General features: G+C 65.0%; 15 protein-coding genes. 2 read left to right on the top strand and 13 right to left on the bottom strand.

The window, feature by feature from the left end:
* From AC0IYS_RS14045 to wrbA, 12 genes are all read right to left on the bottom strand, one after another.
* A complete protein-coding gene (locus AC0IYS_RS14045; protein ID WP_471705729.1) occupies positions 1-711 on the bottom strand; it encodes an alpha/beta fold hydrolase in 711 nt (236 codons plus the stop codon).
* A complete protein-coding gene (locus tag AC0IYS_RS14050) occupies positions 708-1,682 on the bottom strand; it encodes a thymidylate synthase (RefSeq protein ID WP_471705730.1) in 975 nt (324 codons plus the stop codon). The genes AC0IYS_RS14045 and AC0IYS_RS14050 overlap by 4 nt, the downstream gene beginning before the upstream one ends.
* 85 nt (positions 1,683-1,767) lie before the next feature.
* The gene (locus AC0IYS_RS14055) at positions 1,768-2,937 is read right to left on the bottom strand and encodes a sulfatase-like hydrolase/transferase (RefSeq protein ID WP_471705731.1); all 1,170 of its coding nucleotides are present in this window, start codon (positions 2,935-2,937) and stop codon (positions 1,768-1,770) included.
* A 15-nt stretch (positions 2,938-2,952) separates the two neighbouring features.
* Positions 2,953-4,500 (bottom strand): DEAD/DEAH box helicase, encoded by a 1,548-nt coding sequence (locus AC0IYS_RS14060; protein ID WP_471705732.1) that lies wholly within the window; start codon positions 4,498-4,500, stop codon positions 2,953-2,955.
* Between the two features lie 61 nt (positions 4,501-4,561).
* Positions 4,562-5,647, bottom strand: coding sequence for a threonine aldolase family protein (locus AC0IYS_RS14065; RefSeq protein WP_471705733.1), 1,086 nt, complete (start codon positions 5,645-5,647; stop codon positions 4,562-4,564).
* Positions 5,648-5,680: 33 nt separating this feature from the next.
* A complete protein-coding gene (locus AC0IYS_RS14070; RefSeq protein WP_471705734.1) occupies positions 5,681-7,516 on the bottom strand; it encodes an ABC transporter transmembrane domain-containing protein in 1,836 nt (611 codons plus the stop codon).
* A gap of 50 nt (positions 7,517-7,566) precedes the next feature.
* Positions 7,567-8,658: a lipocalin-like domain-containing protein gene (locus AC0IYS_RS14075; RefSeq protein ID WP_471705735.1), complete on the bottom strand. Its 1,092-nt coding sequence runs from the start codon at positions 8,656-8,658 to the stop codon at positions 7,567-7,569.
* Positions 8,658-11,210 carry an FtsX-like permease family protein gene (locus tag AC0IYS_RS14080; protein ID WP_471708866.1) on the bottom strand — a complete coding sequence of 851 codons (2,553 nt, stop codon included), beginning with the start codon at positions 11,208-11,210 and terminating at the stop codon, positions 8,658-8,660. Before AC0IYS_RS14080 ends, AC0IYS_RS14075 begins: the two co-directional genes overlap by 1 nt.
* A 65-nt stretch (positions 11,211-11,275) precedes the next feature.
* Positions 11,276-11,728, bottom strand: coding sequence for a DUF4124 domain-containing protein (locus tag AC0IYS_RS14085; protein WP_471705736.1), 453 nt, complete (start codon positions 11,726-11,728; stop codon positions 11,276-11,278).
* A gap of 11 nt (positions 11,729-11,739) precedes the next feature.
* The gene (locus tag AC0IYS_RS14090; protein WP_471705737.1) at positions 11,740-13,146 is read right to left on the bottom strand and encodes an FAD-binding oxidoreductase; all 1,407 of its coding nucleotides are present in this window, start codon (positions 13,144-13,146) and stop codon (positions 11,740-11,742) included.
* Positions 13,143-13,550 (bottom strand): DUF2069 domain-containing protein, encoded by a 408-nt coding sequence (locus AC0IYS_RS14095; protein ID WP_471705738.1) that lies wholly within the window; start codon positions 13,548-13,550, stop codon positions 13,143-13,145. The genes AC0IYS_RS14090 and AC0IYS_RS14095 overlap by 4 nt, the downstream gene beginning before the upstream one ends.
* A gap of 27 nt (positions 13,551-13,577) precedes the next feature.
* Entirely contained in the window at positions 13,578-14,189 is a 612-nt protein-coding gene (gene wrbA / locus AC0IYS_RS14100) for an NAD(P)H:quinone oxidoreductase (protein WP_471705739.1), read from the bottom strand.
* Positions 14,190-14,315: 126 nt separating this feature from the next.
* Between wrbA and AC0IYS_RS14105 the strand changes: the two genes are divergently transcribed.
* Both AC0IYS_RS14105 and AC0IYS_RS14110 read left to right on the top strand, forming a co-directional pair.
* Entirely contained in the window at positions 14,316-15,623 is a 1,308-nt protein-coding gene (locus tag AC0IYS_RS14105; RefSeq protein ID WP_471705740.1) for a YihY family inner membrane protein, read from the top strand.
* A 192-nt stretch (positions 15,624-15,815) separates the two neighbouring features.
* Positions 15,816-16,274 (top strand): CBS domain-containing protein, encoded by a 459-nt coding sequence (locus tag AC0IYS_RS14110; RefSeq protein ID WP_090319407.1) that lies wholly within the window; start codon positions 15,816-15,818, stop codon positions 16,272-16,274.
* A gap of 178 nt (positions 16,275-16,452) precedes the next feature.
* Here the strand turns inward: AC0IYS_RS14110 and AC0IYS_RS14115 are convergent, their stop codons facing one another.
* The gene (locus AC0IYS_RS14115; protein ID WP_471705741.1) at positions 16,453-18,720 is read right to left on the bottom strand and encodes an EAL domain-containing response regulator; all 2,268 of its coding nucleotides are present in this window, start codon (positions 18,718-18,720) and stop codon (positions 16,453-16,455) included.
* Positions 18,721-19,007 lie beyond the last annotated feature (287 nt).

The raw sequence follows: 19,007 nt of genomic DNA on the forward strand, positions 1-19,007 counted from the left end.
TTAGAATCCGTGGCCGGCGCTTTGGTGGAAGGCCAGCATATGCCGCGCCAACGCCTCCGGCGCCTCCAACGGAATCATATGTCCGGTATCACCGGCCAGCATCTGCAAGCTGGCGTTGGGGAAGCGCGCAGCCATCTGCCGCAGATCCTCCGATGGCACCAGATTATCCTCCTCCGCGCCAACGATCAGCACCGGAAAACTCAGCTCCGCCAACCGGTCCATCAAATCCGGCCGGTCGATGGTCGTGGCAAACTGCGTCAGTAAAACTTCCTTCCCAAGATCCAGCGCCATCTGCTGGATCGGTCCGGCAATCGCCTCAACCTCCAGATGCGATGGATGCAGCAATTCGCGCAACCGCTGCCGCGACATCCCCGCATACGCGTTCCGCTCCAACATCGCCACGATGCGTTCGCGCGCCAGCACCTCCGCCGGCTTCAAGCCCTTGGCTGAATTGGCGATCAATATCAACGATTTCACCCGCTCGGGATGGGCCACCGCGTGTTCGATCGCCAGGTAAGCGCCAAGTGAAAACGCCACCAGATGCGCCGCCGGCGCACTGTGCGTGGCAATCAGCTCCTGCATCTGCCGCCGCGTGCGGGCCTCGTGCAGCGGTACGAAATTGAACTCGAACCCGTCACCCAACAACGGCGTCAGCCTGGACCACATCCGCTCGTCGCACAACGTGCCCGGAATGAAGTCCAGCCGCGTCATACCGCCATCGGCGCCGTGATCGGCGCGTGGTGCTGGTAGCCTTCCAGCGAGAAGTCGGACGGTTCGATCTTCTCCAGCCATTCCGGCTCGTACTTGCCGGTCTTGGCGAAGTCCGGCACGCGGTCCGAGATGCGCAACTGCGGCGCGGCGAACGGCGTGCGGGTCAACTGTTCCTTCACCATGTCCATATGGTTTTCGTAGATATGCGCATCGCCGATGAAGTAGCTGAACCAGCGCGGCGTGTAGCCAGTGAGGCGGCCGACGAGGTGCATCAGTGCCGCGCCTTCCGCCAGATTGAACGGCGTGCCCAGACCCAGGTCGTTCGAGCGCACGTAAAGGCACATCGACAGCTCGCGCGTGGTCGGATTGGGAATGAATTGATACAGCAGGTGACAGGCCGGCAGGGCGACGGCGTCCAGCACCGCCGGATTCCAGCCGTGGAACAGGATGCGGCGGCTGCCCGGATTGTTGACGATGGTGTCGAGGCACTCGCGCAGCTGGTCGATCGATTTGTGCAGCAGGACCTTGGGCACGCCGGCGTCGTCGAACTGGGAGATCAGGCGGAAGCCGTTCTTCTGCGCGTCGGCGATTTGCGCGGGCTGGTCAACGTCGATCAGCTTGAAGCCGGGCCACTGGCGCCACTGCACGCCGTAGACCGGGCCAAGGTCGTCCTCACCGAGGCGATAGGGATTGTCCAGCCATTGCTTGTTTTCGTTGGCATTCTGGTCCCAGACCTTGCAACCCAGCGCGCGGAAGTCGGCGGCGCTGCGGGAGGCGCGCAGGAAGGCGCACAGTTCGCCGACCACGGATTTGAAGGCCAGGCGCTTGGTCGTCACGGCGGGGAAGCCGTCGTTCAGCAGGTCGAAACGCATCATCGCGCCCGGCACGCTCAGGGTGCGGATACCGGTGCGATTGTCTTGCCAGCTGCCGGTGTCGAGGACGGTCTGGATCAGTTCCTGGTATTGCTGCATATGTTCTCCAACGTGAGCGTTGCGGCTCTAAAGTCGGCTATTTTATCAGAGACGTGCATGGCCGATTACGCTGGGCTAATCCGCGCTATGTCTCTCTGTTATGACGCGTTAGCTGCTTGTCCAGGCGTGCGAGGACCGCTTTCATCGCTGGATCGGCGGCCAGATTATTGAGCTGGTAAGGGTCCGTACGCACGTCGTACAGCTCCGCCGCCGGGCGCTTGCCGGTCGCAAGATCTAGCAGCCGGTCCATGGCGGAATCGCCACGGCCGACAATCATCGCCGTTTTCGTGGCGCTCGGGACGATGTGGGCGAAGGCCGAGCTGATAACGCTGTCCAACTGCGCCGGCGTCACCGCTTGCTGCGCCGGAGCGCCGGCCGGCCAGCGCTCCGGGTGCAGGTTCCGGATGTAGAGGTAGTGAGGGGTTCTGATCGCGCGGGCAGGATAGCTTTCGCTGCTGGTTAGCACAACAGACTGCCCGCCTGTCGTCATTGGCTTGGCCGCGGCGGCGACATCAAGGACTGTCGCGGCGAGATCGGCGCTGCTGAACAGTGCTTTCGATACGCGGCCGCCATCCAATTTGCCGGGGTACATGACGACCAGTGGCACGTGGGTTCCAGCGTCGTACAGCGTTCCCGCGCCGCGAGGGAAGGGCCAGCCGCCTTTGCCGGTCATGACAACCAGGATATTGGACAACTGACCCGCGCGTTCCAGCCGGTCGAGCAGCAAGCCCGCTTCATGGTCGAAGCGCTCGATCTCCGAACGGTAGGCCGCGATATCGCCACGCACCGCCGGCGTGTCGGGCAGGTAGGACGGCACGATGAGGTTTGCGCTATCCACGGACGCTTTGGAGCGACGGGGTAAAGTTTTCGATTCAAGGCAGAACAAAAGAGGTTTGCCAGCGGGACGATTACCCAGGAACGCGTCGAAATTGTCGCTGACGACCACGTAGCCAGTGTTTTCGAGCAGGTCTATGTACGGGAGTTGCGCGCCCGGCGACTCGATAAAGGCGTTGTCAAAGCTGACACCTTCACGCTGAAGGCGGGCGAACGTCGGCATGCGCATGCCAAGTCTGTCGATCGCCTCGGCGCCTTGCCAACTCCAGCCGTCGGCAATGAGCAGCAGGATGTTGGGACGTTGCGCCGACTTTGCGCCGGCCGGTGCGGCCAGCGCCGGGGCCAGGCCACTCAGTAACGCGCCGCCAAGCGCTATCGATGTTCGCGTGATCGCCTGGCGTCGCGTTATCTTTTTGATCATGCCGGTCGGGTCCTGTTAGCGGCTGCCCGACTTGGGCTTGCGGCCGCCCGGTTGCGCGGTTACTTTGCCGGCGGCGCGGGCGAGCGATTTGGCGCCACGCCCGCCGGTGACGACGACAGCACCCTTCGGCGCAGCCGGTTTGCCGCCACCGCCATAGATGCGGCCCGTGCCGGCTTTGCCGCCAGCGGAGCGAGCGCCACCGGCTCCTTTGCCGGCGGCCGGCACGGGTGGCGTCCAGGTGCCGAGGGAGGCGTCGCCGCCAGCCGGACGCGCGGTCGCTTTGCCGGCCGCCGCTCCGCCAGGGGCCTTGCCGGCCGCCGTTCCACCGGCCGGGCCGGTGAACGGACGTTTTTTCTTGGCCGGCGCTTCGGCCGCCGCCTTCTTTGCCAGCGCAGCCGCCACGCCTTTCGGGCCGGTTTCCGGCACGCGGTGATCGGCCTCGAAGCCCGGTTCCTCTTCGCGCCGGATCACTTGACCGGTCAGCGTTTCGATCGCCTTCAGGATCTCGACTTCGTCGGCGCACACCAGCGAGACCGCTTCGCCTTCCATGCCCGCGCGGCCGGTGCGACCGATGCGGTGGATGTAGTCTTCCGCCACGGTCGGCAAATCGAAGTTGACCACCTGCGGCAGCGCCTCGATATCCAGCCCGCGCGCGGCGACGTCGGTCGCCACCAGCAGCTGCACTTCGGCCTTTTTGAAGCGCGCCAGCGCCTTCAGGCGCGCCGGCTGGGTCTTGTCGCCGTGGATGGAGTCGGCGGAGATGCCGTGCTCCTGCAAGGTCTTGACCAGCGTTTCGACACCTTTGCGTGTCTTGACGAACACCAGCACCTGGCCCCACTTAAGCTTCTTCAAGAGATGCAGCAGCAGTTCTGGCTTGCGGCGCTTGTCGGTGGGGATCAGCCATTGTTTGACGCTTTTGACGGCCGTGTTACTGGCGCTGACCTGGATCGATACCGGGTCCTTCAACATACCTTTGGCCAGTTTGCGGATCTCGTCGGAGAAGGTCGCCGAGAACAGCAAGGTCTGGCGCTTTTTCGGCAGGGCCGCCAGCAGGATGTCCAGATCGCGCTCGAAGCCCAGGTCCAGCATGCGGTCCGCCTCGTCCAGCACCAGCGTTTGCAGCATCGTAAAGCTGATCGCGCCCTGATCGTGCAGGTCCTTCAGACGCCCGGGCGTCGCCACCAGCACGTCCAGGCCTTTGCGCAGCTTGGTGATCTGCGGCTCGATCGGCACGCCGCCGTAGGCCACGGCGGAGCGCAGCGGCAGATTGCCGCCGTAGGTGCGAAAGCTTTCGTAGACTTGCTCGGCCAGTTCGCGGGTCGGCACCAGCACCAGGCACCGTACAGCTTTCGGTGCCGTCACGCCGTCCATCGTCAGGCGCTGCAGGATGGGCAGCGCGAAGCCGGCCGTCTTGCCGGTGCCGGTTTGGGCGGCGGCCATCAGGTCGCGGCCTGCCAGGACGACGGGAATGCCTTGCTTTTGGACGGGCGTCGGCTGTTTGTAGCCCAGGGTGTCCAGCGTACGCTGGATTGGATCGATCAGGCCGAGTGCTTGGAAGGTCATTGTATGTGCAGTAAAACGAAAAGAGGGCGCAGTGTAGCCGGTTGTCCCGGCTTGTGCGAAATTAGTTGGCCAGTGCGGCGGACCACAGCGACAGTATCTCGCGCACGCGGTCGTCCGGCATGTTGAGCAGGTTGTCGCCGATGTACAGCTCCACCGAGCTGCGGTCCTGCAGCGCGCCGTGGCTGGCGCCATTGAACAGCCATACGCTGTGCCGTTCGGCGATCAGGTTGCGGATGTTCAAAGCGCGATCGCGGCTCACCGGCAGATGCAGGTGCAGCATGCTGGCTTGCGGGCGTGCCGGATTGGGCGTCAGCAGCGGATAGTCGCGCAGCGTTTCATAGAGCCACAGCGTGCGGCGGAAGTAATCCGGCATTGCCGCCAGCCGTGCATCGAACTGCATCGCGGCGGCCACCACATACGGCGTGCGCTGGTAGACATTGCCGCCCTGGCGGCGGTACCACTCCTGCGCCTTGGCGACAAATGAGGAGGAGCCAAGCAGCATGGCGCCGCCCATGCCGCCTATGCCTTTATACAGCGACACGTAGACCGTGTCGAAGCCGGCGGCGATTTCGCCTGCCGTCCGTCCGTACGCCGCGGCGGTTTCCCACAGGCGGGCGCCATCCAGGTGCAAATGAATGGCTTGCTCGCGGCAGTAAGCCTTGATGGCGGTGAGATCGTCCCATTCCGGGCATTGGCCGCCGATCTCGCGCATCGGCAATTCCAGCGTCGCCGCGCCCAGTTTGTCGGGAATGCCCTGGAGTTCTTCCAGCGTCCACGGACGGTTCTGGTCACCGATCTGCAAGGCGTGGAAGTGGTCGAATAGCTGATGGTTGCCGCGTTCATGGCGCAGGATGTGCGACGTCGGGTGCAGCGCAACCAGTTTGCTGCCGCGTTCCTCGCAGGCGATGCGCAGCGCGGTGGCTTGCGTCATGGTACCGGTGATGCAGAACAGCGCCGCCTCGAACCCCAGCAGTTTTGCGATCTTTTGCTCGAAGTCCTGGATCAGGGTGCCGTTGCCGTAGGTGTCGTGCTCCACGCCGTTGGCTTCGCACCACGCCGCCATCGCCGCGAACAGCTGCGCGGGCGAGGGCTGGCGGTGGCCGGGAAGGTGGGTGCGGCAGCGGAGGCGCAGTTCGGCGTCGGTCAATTCATTCTCCTGAAAGAACGAATGATACCCCGATCAATGCGCGGTGTGGACGTTGTGGAACTGGAGTGCGGCCAGGTTGGCGTAGATGCCGCCCAGCGCCACCAGCGAGGTGTGGGTGCCGGTTTCGACGATTTTGCCGTCTTCCATGACGATGATGCGGTCCGCGCGCTGCACCGTTGCCAAGCGGTGGGCGATGATGACCGTCGTGCGGCCGACCATCGCCGCCTCCAGCGCCTTTTGCACCAGGCGCTCCGATTCGGCGTCCAGCGCGCTGGTGGCTTCGTCGAGCAGCAGCAGCGGTGGGTTTTTCAGCAAAGCGCGGGCGATGGCGATGCGTTGCCGCTGTCCGCCGGACAGGCGCACACCGCGCTCGCCCAGGAACGATTTGTACCCTTGCGGCAGGCGTTCGATAAATTCGTGGGCGGCGGCCAGTTTGGCGGCCTGGATCACTTCCTCGTCGGTGGCGCCGGCGCGGCCGTAGCGGATGTTTTCCATGGCGTCGGCCGAGAAGATCACCGTATCCTGCGGCACGATGCCGATGGCGTCGCGCAGCGTGTGCAGGTCGAGCTGCGTGATGTCCACGCCATCGAGCTTGATGCTGCCGCTTTGCGGATCGTAGAAGCGCAAGAACAGCTGGAACAGCGTGGTCTTGCCGGCGCCGGAAGGGCCGACTACGGCCACCGTCTCGCCGGGTTTGATGTCCAGCCACAGGTGGCCCAGCGCCGCCGTCTCGGGCCGCGACGGATATGAGAAGGTGACATCGTTGAGGGTCAGGGCCGCGCCGTTGGCGGCGCGCGGCGGCAGCGCCAGCGGCTTGGCCGGCGACTGGATGTTCGATTTGACGGCCATCAGTTCCAGCAGTCGCTCGGTGGCGCCGGCGGCGCGCTGCGCCTCGCCCATCACTTCGGACAGGGCGCCGATGGCGCCGGCCACGATCGAGGCGTACAGGATGAACTGACCCAGGTCGCCGCCGGTCATGTCGCCCGACAGCACGGCGTGGGCGCCCAGCCACAGCACGAAGACGATGGTGCCGAACACCAGCACGATGGCGATCATCGTCAGCAGCGCGCGGGCGCGGATGCGGCGCATCGCGGTCTTGAATGCGCCTTCGACCGAGGCGCCGAAGCGGTTCGATTCGATCGTCTCGTGCGTGAAGGCCTGCACGGTCGGCATGGCGTTGAGGATTTCGCCGGCCATGGCCGAGGCGTCGGCCACGCGGTCCTGCGAGTCGCGCGACAGCTCGCGCACGCGGCGGCCGAACATCACGATTGGCAGCACCGTTAGCACCAGCAGGCCGATGATGATGGCCGACAGTTTAACGCTGGTCACGAACAGCATCACCAAGCCGCCGATGAACAGCAGCACATTACGCAGCGCCATCGAGATACTGGTGCCGACAACCGCTTGTATCAGCGTGGTGTCGGTGGTGATGCGCGACAGGACTTCGCCGGTCTGCGTGGTCTCGAAAAACTCGGGGCTCTGGGTGACCACATGCCGGTAGACGGCGCTGCGGATGTCGGCCGTGACCCGCTCGCCCAGCCAGGAGACGGTGTAGAAACGCGCCGCCGTGGCCAGCGCCAGCACGGTGGCGACGCCGAACAACGCCAGGAAGACCAGATCGACATGCTTGATGCTCTTGTCGCCGGTGCCGCCGAAACCGAGGTCGATCATCTGTTTGAAGGCGGCTGGAATGGCCAGGGTGGCGCAGGCGGCGACCACCAGCGCGATACCGGCCATGACGAATTGACGCTTGTACGGCGCCAGGAACGGCAGCAAGCCGCGCAAGGTGGACAGGCTGCCTTTCTTTTGTTCCCGGGTGACGTTGGGCGCGACTGCGGACGGGGTGCTGGCGGTGGTGCTGTTGGTCATCGTGTGGCTGCGGTTTCGGTAAATATGCTTTGGGTTGTTCTGATATTCTTCTACAGTTTCATCGGGCTGACATACCCTGTCAGTTCCAGGTAGGCGCGACCGGCCGGCTTGCCGTCCCGCGTGAGCGTCACCGCGCCTTCCCAGTACACCGCGCCGGTCGAGCGGCGCGAATCCAGTTCCTGGTCGTCCTGCAAGGGGACGATCCGCCATTCCACATTGCCGGTGGTGAGCCGGCTTTCGACCGGATACTCGGCATTGGTGCGGGGCGAGCGCCAGCGCCGTTGCGCCGCAAAACCGACCTGCTCCGGTGAGAATTGCGTGATCTTACCGGATGCGTCGCGCCATGTCGCGTGCGACCATAGTTTAGCACCTGTCTTGTCGCGGAGTTGGAAAGCCATCAGGGCGCCGCCGTCATCGAGGTTGGCGCCTATCCAATCCCAGCCGACCGCGCCCGAATCGCCGCCCATGATGTCGCTGGACCACTCGTGATCGAGCCAGCTGGCGCCGGTGACGGCGGCCGCCTTGCCGCCGCGCGTGACGGTGCCGGTGGTGGTGAGTTGCGGCTCGCTGTAGTAGTAGCTGGCCTGCTCGGGGCGCGGGCCCTTGCGCGAATAGCCACGCTGGCCCTGGAGCAGCACCGGCTGCGATGGCGCCAGCTTCAGGTTCAGCGCGAAGTTGGCGGCGTCCACGCGGATGGCGTAGCTGCCGTCGGCGTTGCGCGTCATGCGCCAGTCGTCGAGCTTCACATCGGCGTCGCCGACCTTGGCGTAGGCGATGCCGAAGCCCTCGCGCGCGCTGCGCTGGTCGTGCAGCAGCTTGCCGTTGGCCGGGTCGGAGACGGCGGCGTGGCCGATGATCAGCTGCTTGGGCGCGAATTTGCTGGGGTTGGCCCGGTCATGCCCGGTCCCGCTGCGGAAGAAGGTGACCTGGAATCCCAACGGCTTGCCATCGGACGTATTGAGCCAGCCGGTGACATACCACCATTCGATTTTATAGTCCAAATGGGCGCCGTAATCGGCGGGGAAGCGCAGCGAAGCGCCGTCCGGCAGTGGCGCGACCGGGGCAAATCCGGGCGCCGCCGCCCGCGAGGACACGCCGCACAACAGCATCAGGAACACCACGCAGCAGCGTATCAATTGCATCACCAGTCCTCCCTGACCGCGCGTATCGGCCCGCCGGACAGCGATTGCCGGCCCGCCAGCAGGGCAGTCAGCGCGGATGCGGCCAGCAGTAGTCCGGCGACCGACGCCAACAAACCCCAGGGCAAGTGCAGCTGCATGGTCCAGTGGAACGACTGCGGGTTGACGACGAAAACCAAAACGAGGCTGGTCACCCACCCGAGGACAAAGCCGGTGGCGATGCCCAGGCCGGTCAGGGCGCCGCCCTCGATGGCCAGGATCGACAGGATCTGGCCGCGCGTGACGCCGACGTGGCGCAGCATGCCGAATTCCTTCGACCGCGCCAAGGTCTGCGCCGAGAAGGTGGCGGCCACGCCGAACAGGCCGATGACGATGGCGATCGCCTCCAGCAGGTAGGTGATGGCGAAGCTGCGGTCGAACACCTTCATGCTCATGTCGCGAATCTCCGACGGCGCGCTGGTTTCCAGCGCGGCGGCGAACGGCAGCCGCTTTAAAGCTTGCACGGTGTCCTCGGGTTTAGCGCCGGGTTGGAGCCAGAGTGCTGCGCTGCTGGCTTGCTGGTCGCCGGTGATGGCGCGGTAGTCGCTCAGCCGCATCTGGATCGAGCCGGTCGGACGGGCGTAGTCGCGCCACACGCCAGCAACCTGGAAGGAATGCAGTTTGCCATTGAGGGGAATTTCCACCTGTTTGCCGACTGTCATATCGTACAAATCGACCATCGCCTCCGAGACCCAGACCGGTGGCGGTCCGCCCGGCGCCAGCGGCTTCGTCGCGCCCACGAGGGCCAGCGATTGGGCGGGATCCTGCTCGTTGACGACGCTCGCCAGCAGCGCCACAGGCGGGCGGCCCGGCGCCAGCGAAATGCCCCGCACACGCAGGAAACTGGCTTTTTGCACGCCTGGCAGGGTGGCGATGGCCGCCTGTTCCTGCGGCCGCAGGCCAGCCGTGGTGCCCGCGCCGATGGTGCTGACGTAGACGTCCGCCGGTAGGACCTGGCGCAGCCAGTCGTCGAGCGACACGCGGAAGCTGGCGACCATGATGGCCATGGCGACCATCAGGCTAAAGCTCGACAGCACGCCGCCGAGCGCGATGCCTGCCTGGCTGGAGGCGTTGGCCAGGCGCGATAACGTCAGCGTTAATACGGGCGAGGCGCCGGGCCGGGTGGTGGTGGCGGCGCTCCAGCGTTTGTGCGCGAAGCGGAACACGATGGCGGCCAGGCGCGGCATCAGTGCGATCACCCCGACCAGCAGCAGCGCGATTGACAGGTAGCCGAAGATCGGCAATTCGAACACCGGCGGCGCCTGCGACAGCAGCGCGGCCAGTGCGATGCAGGCGAGGGCCGGCCAAGCCGTCGCCAGGCGCGACATGGCCGCCTCCTCGGTGCCGGATTTAAGCGCCACCGCCGGTTTGGCGCGGGCGGCGTCGAACGCCGGCGCGGCGCAGCCCAGCAGCGATACGGCGACGCCCAGCGCGAAGTAGACGGCGGCGGCCACGGGCGTGAAGTGCACCGTCGGCTGCACGCCGGAGAAGAAGCCGGCGCCCAGGTCCGCGCCCATGAAGTGCAGCGCGGCGGCGGCCAGCCCGTAGCCTGCGGCGATGCCGATGGCCGATCCGGCGATGCCCAGGCCCAGGCCTTCGAGCAGGATCTGGCGCAGCAGGTGGCGGCGGTCCATGCCCAGCACCCGCAGCAGCGCGAACTGGCTGCGGCGGCGTATCACCGACAGCGCCTGCGTGGAAAACACCAGAAAGGCGCCGGTGAACAAGGCCACCAGCGCCAGCACCGTCAGGTTGACGCGGTAAGCGCGGCTCATACCCTCGTTGCGGCTGTTTTGTTCCTGGTCGTTCGGTTGGTTGACGCGGAAGCGGCCGGGATATTCGCGTTGCAGGTCCTGCTCCAGTTGCGCCTTGAAGGCGTCGCGATTGACGCCGTCGCGCAGTTTCAGGTCGACGCGCGACAGCTGGCCCAGTTTGTCGAAGCGCCATTGCGCCGCGCCCAGGTCCATCACGCCGATGCGCTGGCCGGCGCGCGCGCTTTGCAGCGACCCCGCCACGCGCAGTTGCAGCTTGTCGACGCCGACTTGCAGGGTTATTTGATTCGCCGTGGGATGGAGCCACTGCTGCGCGGCGGGCGACAGGAAAATCGTATCGTCTGCCAGAGTGGAGCTCGGATCGCCGTCGGCCGGCACGCCGATCAGGTCCGGCGCGACGAAACCGGCGCGGAACACATCGATGCCGATGATTTTCAATGCAGTGCGCTGTCCGGGAACCGAGGCGTCGAATTCCAGCACCGGCGAGGCCACGGTGACCCCGTCGCGCGCCGCCAGGATCGGATAGATCGCCTCGTCGAAAGCCGGTTCCGTGCCGCGCACCTGCACATCGGCCACGCCGGACAAGCCCTTGATCGCCGACGAAAACTCGTTGAAGGCGGCAGCGTTGATCAGGTGGATCGCGAAGCCGAGCGAGATGCCGACAGCGATGGCGGCGATGGCGACCAGCGCGCGCATCGGGTGCGCGCGCCATTCGCCCAGCAGCAGCCAGCGTGACAGCCGGCGCATCGACGCCGCCTCGCCTTTGGATGCGATGGCGCCCCTTCCGCCTGCCGCGCGCAACGGATCGGACATCAGTGCGCGCACTCCAGCGAAAGCGATTCACCGGCGCGCTTGGCGCGCAGCCTGGCCTTGGCCGCATTGGCGTTGGTGGCGCTGCGCGCATCTTCGTCGGCCCACTGTTTGGTCAGCGCGAGTTTGGCGCAGCGCTTGCGTTGGGACATGGCGGTCCGCGCGGCCCGCCCGGATTCGCGGGCTTCGCGCTCCTCGATCTTCTGGCGGGACTTTTGCAGCGCCGCGGATTCCTTTTGCATGCGCTGCAGGTCGGCCGCCGCCGCAGCGTCGGCGGGCGCCTTCGGCACCGCCAACATCGACGATGCGCGCGCGCCGGGCGGGCAGGGCATGTCGCTATAGCTGATCTTGCCGTCCACGGTGCATTTATAGACGCTTTGCGCGGCGCTGTTGTTGCCCGCCAGCGCGGCCGCGCACAGCACGGCGGCGCAAGGCGCGCGGAGATGGTGGTTCATGGCGGTCCCGTTCACAGAATTTTCCCGGGATTCATGATACCCAGCGGGTCCAGCGCCGCTTTGATGGCCCGCATCATGTTGAGTTCCACCGCCGATTTGTAATGCGCCAATTCGTCGCGTTTCAGCGCGCCGATGCCGTGCTCGGCGGAAATGGACCCACCGAATCCGACCACGCTGTCGTGCACCACGCGGTTGACCTTGTCTTGATTGGCCAGGAAATCCTCGTTGGAAATGCCCTCGGGCGGCGCGACGTTGAAATGCAGGTTGCCGTCGCCCAAATGTCCGAAGCACACCAGTTGGCAGCCGGGGAAGGCCGCCTGCAATTGCGGCGCGGTGACGTCGATGAAGTCGGCGATGCGCGACACCGGCAGCGAGATATCGTGCTTGATGTTTTTGCCGGCCTTGGCCTGCGCCAGCGGAATATGCTCGCGCAGCTGCCACAAACCGGCCGATTGCGTCGTCGACGTCGCCACCACGGCGTCCGTGACGACGTCGCGTTCCAGCGCCGCGCCGATGGCGCGCTCCAGCAGGTCGACCGCGTGCTGTTCCGATTCGCTGCTCGACAGCTCCAGCAGCACGTAATGCGGGTGGGCGTCGGCAAAGGGCTTCGGCAGTTGCGGGAACTGCGCCGCGACCAGCTCCAGGCAGTAGCGCGACATCAGCTCGAAACCGGTCAGGCTGGAGCCGCAGTGGTCCTGCATCAGCACCAGCAGCCGCAGCGCGTGGGCCGGCGAGGGCAGCGCGGCCAGCGCGGTGATGCTGGCCTTGGGCTGCGGGTACAGCTTGAGCACCGCGCCGGTGATGACGCCCAACGTGCCTTCGGCGCCGATGAACAGGTCGCGTAGGTCGTAGCCGGTATTATCCTTGCGCAGGCCGCGCAAGCCGCTCCAGATCTCGCCCTGCGGCGTGACCACCTCCAGCCCGAGACACAGCTCGCGCGTATTGCCGTAGCGGAGGACCGCCGTGCCGCCGGCGTTGGTGGACAGGTTGCCGCCGATGGTGCAGCTGCCCTCGGCCGCCAGCGACAGCGGGAACAGGCAGCCCTCGGCGGCGGCGGCTTCCTGCGCCTGTTGCAGGATGCAGCCGGCATCGACGGTCATGGTGCGGTTGACGGTGTCGATCTGGCGGATGGTGTTGAGCCGCGCCAGCGACAGCACGACGGCGGTGCCGCTGGCGTCGGGAATGCTGCCCAGTACCAGGCCCGTATTGCCGCCCTGTGGCACCAGCGGCACGCGGTGGCGCGCGCAGGCCTTCACCAGCGCCGCCACCTGTTCCACCGAGCCGGGACGCAGCACGGCGGCGGCCTTGCCGGTGAAGCGCCCGCGCCAGTCGGTGAGGAAGGGCGCCATGTCGGCGTCGGTGTCGAGCACATAGGCCTCGCCCAGCAGCGAACGGCACTCCAGTAAAAACTCCGTCATTTGACCGTGGTGCCCTTCACCTTGTCGAGCAATTCCTTGGACAGCTTCTTGGCCGCTTTTTTATACGGCCGCAGATACATCACCGCGCAGGCGAAGTAGACGCAGACGATCGCCGCCTCGCCCCAGGCCAGCCGCGAGGACAGTTCGTCCGTGTCGCTCCAGCCGCGCACCACGCCCTCGGTGAAGTACAGCAGTATCATCATCGAGGTCCACTGCAGGGTGTAGATGTCGCGCTTCCACACGCCGTACAGCGGCAGCAGCAGCGGCGCGGCCTTGAGCACCAGCCACGAGCCGCCCGGCTTGAGCGGCGCCAGCACCATCTCCCACAGCACGCACCAGACAATCAGCAGACCGAGGCTGCCGATGGCGCCCCAGTGAAAATACTTGTGCATCGCGTTTTGCATTTTGCATCCCCGTCTTGCAGCTTAAAATTAAGCGGCGGCGCGCAGCTTCATCGCCGTTTCGGCCAGTCGCTTGCCCAGCGCGATCGCCAGGCGTTTCTCGTCTTCCGTGATGACCTTTTTGCCATCGAGGCCGGACCAGTGGCTGGCGCCGTAGGGCGTGCCGCCGCTGGAGGTGGTCATCAGTTCCGGATTGGTGTAGGGCAGGCCCATTACCATCAAGCCGTGGTGGAACAAGGGTATCATCATCGACAGCAAAGTCGATTCCTGGCCGCCGTGCAGGCTGCCGGTGGAGGTGAACACGCATGCCGGCTTGCCCGCCAGGGTCCCGGCCAGCCAATCGGTGGCGGTCCCGTCCCAAAAGTACTTCATCGCCGCCGCCATGTTGCCGAAGCGGGTGGGCGAGCCCACGGCCAGGCCGGCGCATTCCTTCAAATCGTCCAACTCGACGTAGGGCGCGCCCTCGGCCGGCACGTCGGCCTCGGTGGCCTCGGCCACCGTCGAGACGGCGGGCACGGTGCGCAGGCGCGCATCACAACCGTGCACGCTTTCGACTCCCTGCGCGATCAGCTCCGCCAATTTGCGGGTGGCGCCATGGCGCGAATAAAACAATACAAGAATAATCAGATTAGGTTGGTTCATCGGCGGTATTATAGGGCGCTTTTCACTGGGGCTAACACTGCCGTCTGATTATCGCTCATGTACGCAAAATATATTCACCCGATTCTTCTTTATGTATTCAGCACCTGCCGCAACGGGATCGCGACCATGCGATCGCTGTCCTGGCAGGAGGTGCGCGACCTGGTGCTGTTCGCCCATCGCCGCCTGCGCGAGGAAAGCCTGCCGCAAGTCGCCGGCAGCCTCACTTTTACCACCGTGTTCGCGCTGGTGCCGCTGCTGACCATCGCGCTGGCGATCTTCACCACTTTCCCGCTGTTTAACACCTTCCGCATGTCGCTGGAGGCGTATTTCGTCCAGAGCGTGATGCCGAAGTCGATCTCGACGACGATCCTCAATTACCTGACCATGTTCGCCTCCAAGGCCACGCGGCTGTCGGCGGTGGGCGCGGTGGCGCTGATCATGACGTCGATCGCGATGATGAATCTGATCGAGCGCGTATTCAACCGCATCTGGCGGGTGCGCGGGGAGCGCAGCTGGACGCGCCGCATCCTGGTCTACTGGGCCATCATCACGCTCGGGCCGCTGCTGATCGGCGTGTCGCTGACGTTGTCGTCGCAGGTGTTCATGGCCACCGTCGACTTGTTCGGGCGGGTGCCGGTGCTGGGCGCGATCATCTACACGATGGCGTCGCTGGCGCTGACCACGGCCGGTTTCACCTTGCTGTACCTGGCGGTGCCCAACCGCGACGTCGACTGGCAGGACGCGGCCTGGGGCGGCCTGGTGGCCGGCCTGGCGTTCGAACTGGCCAAGCGCGGCTTCGCCATCTTCATCACGCAGTTTCCTACTTATTCGAAGATTTACGGCGCGCTGGCGGCACTGCCGCTGTTCCTGCTGTGGGTGTACGTGTCGTGGGTGATCACGCTGGTCGGCGCGCTGCTGGTGGCGGCGCTGCCGGTGGTGAAGTACGAGCGCTGGTGGCACGAGGCCCAGCCGGGCGGCGAGTTTGTCGACGCCATGGCCATCATCAAGGTGCTCTACGTCGCCTGTAAATGCGGCGACACGGCGCTGGTGGGCGCCGGCGCGATCCGGCTGCGCACCCGGCTCGGTTTCGACGAGATGGACAATCTGCTGGAAAAAATGATGGCCGAGGGCTGGGTGGGGCGGGTCAAGGTGGAGGCGCCGCCACGGGTTCAATGGGGCAAGCGGGTCAGCGATGGCACCGATCACTGGGTCTTGCTCGCCAACGTGGAAAAACTGACCCTGGCCGAGGTCTATCGCCTGTTCGTCTTCGGCGGCATGGCCGTCAACGCTGGCGTGGTGGCCGATGGCGACGACGAGCGCGATCTGCAGGCCGCGCGCGAAGCGGCCAGCCTGGCGCGCGAGGTGGAAAACGCCGTCGAAACGGGGCTGGGCAAAACCCTGGCCGAGCATTTCGGACCGCTCGATTGCCGGTGATATCGGCGCCACCATCTGCCGGTCGCTTTAGCGCGCTGCATCACACCCAGACAACATAAGAACAAGAATGTTGTGATTTGCTTATCCGCAGCGCTGGATTTTTTGCCGGGCATAGGCTACATTCGCTATAAGGCTAGAACAACTACAAACCCCATTCACACAGCCTATATCTCAGCGGACAGGACGGCCAAAATGAAAGTCTCCGAAATTCTTCAGGTAAAAGGTAGCATTCTTTATACCATCTCTCCTGACCAGCCTTTGGCGGACGCCGCCAACACGATGGCTGAGAAGGACATCGGCTCGCTGGTCGTCATGGAGTTCGGCGACCTGGTCGGCATGCTGACCTTCCGCGAAGTGCTGCGGGCGCTGCACGACAACGCCGGCACGGTGGGCGGCGGCACGGTGCGCAAGCACATGGACGACCACCCGATCACCGTGACCCCGGACACCGAGGTCAACGAAGTGCGCCGCATCATGCTGGAAAAGCACGCGCGCTACCTGCCGGTGATGAACGCCAAGACGATCCTTGGCGTGATCTCGTTCTACGACGTCGCGCGCGCGGTGCTGGAGGCGCAAAGCTTCGAGAACCGCATGCTCAAGGCGTATATCCGCGACTGGCCGGCCGAGACGGCTGATCAGCATCCAGACTAAAGCGCAACAGCAAGCAAAAAAACGCCATCGGCCCGCGCCCATGGCGTTTTTTGCATTTGGACATCCAGGGTCAGGTCCACTATTTCTACACGAACGCGGCGCTAGGGGCGCCAATCCGGCTCTACGGATCAGCCCGTGTAGAATTGGTGGACCTGACCCCGGAGTTGCCGGAGTTGCTTCAGGCGGCGCCTTGGAGGGCGTCGTTGCTGAGCCAGCCGTCCAGGGCGGCGGCCGTCATCGGCCGCGCGAACAGGAAGCCCTGCGCCAGCGGGCAGCCCAGCGCCTGCAGAATCTGCGCCTGGCGCTCGTCCTCGACACCTTCGGCGATGACCGACAGGCCCAGGTTGCGGCCCAGCTGGATCACCATCTCGGCGATGCTGCTGCCGCGCGCGGAACCGGTGATCTCGGTGACGAAGGCGCGGTCGATCTTCAGGCGGTCGATCTGCAGCCGCTGCAAATACGATAGCGACGAGAAGCCGGTGCCGAAATCGTCGATGGCGATGCTGACGCCCGTTTGCTTGATCTGGCCCAGCATCTTGATCAGCATGTCGGGCTCCTCCATCGCCATCGATTCGGTGATCTCCAGTTCGATGTATTGCGGCGGCGCCTGCGTGTCCTCGAGCGCCTTGCGCAGCATCTCCAGGAAGTGCGGATGGCGGAATTGCACCTGCGAGACGTTGATCGACATCATGAAGTCGTGGTGTCCGGCCTTGCGCAGGGCGACCAGCTCGCGGCAGGCGGTGCGCATGACCCATTCGCCCAAATCGATGATCAGGCCGGAATACTCGGCGATCGGGATAAAGCGGTCCGGCGAGATGAATTTGCCGTCCGGCGTTTGCCAGCGCAGCAGCGCCTCGGCGCCCACCGGCCGGCGCGTGGCCAGGTCGATCTGCGGCTGGTAGACGACGAACAGCTGGTTCTGGCCGAAGGCGGTGCGCAGCGCGTGCATCATGCGCACGCGCTCGCGGATTTCGACGCCCATGCTGCGCGAGAAGTAGAAGTGGCCGGCGCGTTGCTGCGATTTGGCGCGCTTGAGGGCGATGTCGGCATCCTTCAGGGCGTCGGCGCCGCTGCCTTCGTGCTCCGACAGCCGCACCAGGCCCAGGGTGGCCGACAGTTGCACGTCCTGGCCGTCGATGCTGAACGGGCGCTGGAACAGCGGCAGGATCCTGGCCGGGTTGACCTGCGACGAGTCGCCCACCAGGCAGAAGATGTCGCCGCCGATGCGCGCCACCGTCAACTGGCCGCCCAGCTCGAACTGCAAGCGGCCGGCGACGGCGACCAGCAGCAGGTCGCCGAACTGGTGGCCGAGCGCGTCGTTGGTCTCGGCGAAGTGGTCGAGGTCGACCAGCGACAGCGTGGACGCGTCGCGCGACGGGCCGGCGAGGGTGGCGTCGAGCATTTCGACCAGGCGGGTGCGGTTGGGCAGCTTCGACAGCTGGTCATAGAAGGCGGCGTTGTGCAGGTGCGAGACCAGTTCGACGTTGTCGAGGCCGACCGCGACGTTGCTGCAAAAGACGTCCAGCAGCCGCTCGTTGATCTCGCCCGGCTCGCGGCAGACGTCGATGTGGGCGACGAAGTCACGGCTGGCCTTCCCGGCGAAATACAGGGTGACGCCATCGGGGCGGTAGACGTTGCGGCGCTCCAGCAGCGCCAGCTCCATGGCCGCGTGCGCGCGCTGGCCCTTGCCGGCCGTCAGGAAGGTGTTGTCGAGGTGGCCGTAGGCGCCTGACGCGGCCATCACAACCAGCTCATGGCCGCCGTCGTCCCCGACTTCCTTCACGCACAGCACACCGCTGTTGTCCTGGCACAGCAGCGCGCCGATTTGCGCCAGCACGCCGGCCGCGAAGTTCTTCACGCCGTGCAGGCTCATCAGTTCGGTGCTGCCCTGGACGATCTGGTTGAGGCCGCGCCGGCTGTCGTTGATCTTGCGGATTTGTTCGTACGAGCGGATGGCCGAGGTCACCGTCGTAAACAGCTTGATGCGGGTGAGCTCGGACTTGGTCTTGTAATCGTTGATGTCGAAATCGCGGATGGCGTCGATCTCGGGCGCGTAGCCGGGCTGCCCGGTGCGCAGGATGATGCGCACGTCGGCCAGCTTGAGGGTCTCGCGGATGTAGCGCACCAGGTGCAGGCCAGCGTCGTCCTGTTCCATCACGACGTCGAGCAGGATGACGGCGATTTCGTGCTCGTGCTCGAGCATTTCGCGCGCCTGGCTGGCCGAATACGCGTGCACGAATTCGAGCGGCCGGTGCTGCATGTCGAGGTTGCCGAGCGCGAAGGTGGTGGTCGAATGGACGTCCTCGTCATCGTCGATGATCATGACCCGCCATACGTTGCGCGCGCCCGCGGTGTCGGGCGTGGCCGGATGCTCTTCCAAGAATACCAGATCGTCTTGATCATCCTTGGCCGTGGACGGCTCAAGTGGCGTGATCGGTGGGGGCATGTGTCGCTTCTCCAGGATTGCTCGGTGTTCTTGTAATCAAGTATATAGCGGAATATCAAAAACAACGCGGATTTCCCGGGGTTTGGACGTAACGTTGCATACCTGTATGCAACTTGCCGCATAGTTGTCGCATAGTTGTCTGTTACTTGTCACAACTAGATAACATCTTTATAAGTATTGTGCCAAGCAATACTTGTTCATATGCAAATTATTGTCGTGCCCGGCCGCTGCGGGCGGCTGGCTGGTAGAATGAGGAACTTTCCACCTTTTTCCGAAGATTCTCTTCC

The organism is Duganella sp. AC237 (genome assembly GCF_979254035.1).